We start from the raw sequence: 3033 nt of genomic DNA on the forward strand, positions 1-3033 counted from the left end.
TAATATATGAACCTTGAAAACTAGATAAGAAACAACATGCCAGAACATCAAACTTTAAAGCAAGACAATTTTTATTGTCGCAAATTTTTAGCATCATGCGTTATTAGTTAAGTGAAGAAGGGCGCACGGTGGATGCCTTGGCACTAGGAGCCGATGAAGGACGGGACTAACACCGATATGCTTCGGGGAGCTGTAAGTAAGCTTTGATCCGGAGATTTCCGAATGGGGGAACCCGCTATCCGTTGTTGGATAGTACGTATTACTGAATACATAGGTAATACGAGGCAGACCCGGGGAACTGAAACATCTCATTACCCGGAGGAAGAGAAAGCAAATGCGATTTCCCAAGTAGCGGCGAGCGAAACGGAATCAGCCCAAACCAGAAGGCTTGCCTTCTGGGGTTGTAGGACACTCCTTTGGAGTTACAAAGAAACCATGTAGACGAAGCGGCTTGGAATGGCCCGCCATAGAAGGTAAGAGCCCTGTACTTGAAATATGGTTTCCTCCGGAGTGTATCCTGAGTACGGCGGAACACGTGAAATTCCGTCGGAATCCGGGAGGACCATCTCCCAAGGCTAAATACTCCCTAGTGACCGATAGTGAACCAGTACCGTGAGGGAAAGGTGAAAAGCACCCCGGAAGGGGAGTGAAATAGAACCTGAAACCGTGTGCCTACAAGTAGTCGAAGCCCGTTAATGGGTGACGGCGTACCTTTTGTAGAATGGACCGGCGAGTTACGATCCCCTGCAAGGTTAAGTTGTATAGACGGAGCCGCAGCGAAAGCGAGTCTGAATAGGGCGATATAGTAGGTGGTCGTAGACCCGAAACCGTGTGATCTACCCATGTCCAGGGTGAAGGTCAGGTAACACTGACTGGAGGCCCGAACCCACGCACGTTGAAAAGTGCGGGGATGAGGTGTGGGTAGGGGTGAAATGCCAATCGAACACGGAGATAGCTGGTTCTCTCCGAAATAGCTTTAGGGCTAGCCTCAAAGGATGATGGTTGGAGGTAGAGCACTGATTGGACTAGGGGCCCTCATCGGGTTACCGAATTCAGTCAAACTCCGAATGCCAATCAATCTACTTTGGGAGTCAGACCATGGGTGATAAGGTTCATGGTCGAAAGGGAAACAGCCCAGACCGCCAGCTAAGGTCCCAAAGTGTGTGTTAAGTGGAAAAGGATGTGGCGTTGCTTAGACAACCAGGATGTTGGCTTAGAAGCAGCCATCATTGAAAGAGTGCGTAATAGCTCACTGGTCGAGTGACGCTGCGCCGAAAATATACCGGGGCTAAACACACCACCGAAGCTGCGGATTGACATCTACGATGTCAGTGGTAGGAGAGCGTTCTAAGGGCGGTGAAGGTCGATCGTGAGGACGGCTGGAGCGCTTAGAAGTGAGAATGCCGGTATGAGTAGCGAAAAAAGAGTGAGAATCTCTTTCATCGAAAGCCCAAGGTTTCCTGAGGAAGGCTCGTCCGCTCAGGGTTAGTCGGGGCCTAAGCCGAGGCCGAAAGGCGTAGGCGATGGATAACAGGTTGATATTCCTGTACCACCTAAATCCGCTTGAACGATGGGGGGACGCAGGAGGATAGGGAAAGCGCGCTGCTGGTCATGCGCGTCCAAGCCGTGAGGAAGTTGAGCAGGCAAATCCACTCAACACAATTCCAGGCGGTTATGGGGAGGGAAATTTAGTACCGAAGTTCCTGATTTCACACTGCCAAGAAAAGCCTCTAGTGAGGAAATAGGTGCCCGTACCGCAAACCGACACAGGTAGGCACGGTGAGTAACCGAAGATGATCGGGAGAACTCTCGTTAAGGAACTCGGCAAAATGACCCCGTAACTTCGGGAGAAGGGGTGCTTCTTTTTAGGAGAAGCCGCAGTGAAAAGGCCCAAGCGACTGTTTAGCAAAAACACAGGTCTCTGCAAAGCCGTAAGGCGAAGTATAGGGGCTGACACCTGCCCGGTGCTGGAAGGTTAAGGGGAATGGTTAGGGACTTCGTCCCGAAGCTGTGAACCGAAGCCCCAGTAAACGGCGGCCGTAACTATAACGGTCCTAAGGTAGCGAAATTCCTTGTCGGGTAAGTTCCGACCCGCACGAAAGGTGCAACGACTTGGGCACTGTCTCAACGAGAGACCCGGTGAAATTATACTATGCGTGAAGATGCGCATTACCCGCGACAGGACGGAAAGACCCCGTGGAGCTTTACTGTAGCCTGATATGGAATGTTGGTACAGCTTGTACAGGATAGGTGGGAGCCTTAGAAGCCGGAGCGCCAGCTTCGGTGGAGGCATCCGTGGGATACCACCCTGGCTGTATTGACATTCTAACCCAGAACCGTGATCCGGTTCGGAGACAGTGTCAGGTGGGCAGTTTGACTGGGGCGGTCGCCTCCCAAAGAGTAACGGAGGCGCCCAAAGGTTCCCTCAGAATGGTTGGAAATCATTCGTAGCGTGCAAAGGCAGAAGGGAGCTTGACTGCGAGACCTACAAGTCGAGCAGGGACGAAAGTCGGGCTTAGTGATCCGGCGGTGCCGTATGGAAGGGCCGTCGCTCAACGGATAAAAGCTACCCCGGGGATAACAGGCTTATCTCCCCCAAGAGTCCACATCGACGGGGAGGTTTGGCACCTCGATGTCGGCTCATCGCATCCTGGGGCTGTAGTCGGTCCCAAGGGTTGGGCTGTTCGCCCATTAAAGCGGTACGCGAGCTGGGTTCAGAACGTCGTGAGACAGTTCGGTCCCTATCCGTCGTGGGCGTTGGAAGTTTGAGAGGAGCTGTCCTTAGTACGAGAGGACCGGGATGGACGCACCGCTGGTGCACCAGTTGTTCCGCCAGGAGCACAGCTGGGTAGCTACGTGCGGAAGGGATAAGTGCTGAAAGCATCTAAGCATGAAGCCCCCCTCAAGATGAGACTTCCCATCATTTTAAATGAGTAAGATCCCTCAGAGACGATGAGGTAGATAGGTTCGAGGTGGAAGCGTGGTGACACGTGCAGCTGACGAATACTAATCGATCGAGGACTTAACTAAAAA

At 52.4% G+C, this 3033-nt stretch carries 1 rRNA gene; it reads left to right on the forward strand.

The annotated features are described in order from the left end of the window. Nucleotides 1-105: 105 nt before the first annotated feature. Nucleotides 106-3030, forward strand: a 23S ribosomal RNA gene (locus BLQ53_RS18550). The last annotated feature ends 3 nt before the right edge of the window (nt 3031-3033 follow it).

This window comes from Terribacillus halophilus, from assembly GCF_900101385.1.
GTDB lineage: Bacteria > Bacillota > Bacilli > Bacillales > Amphibacillaceae > Terribacillus > Terribacillus halophilus.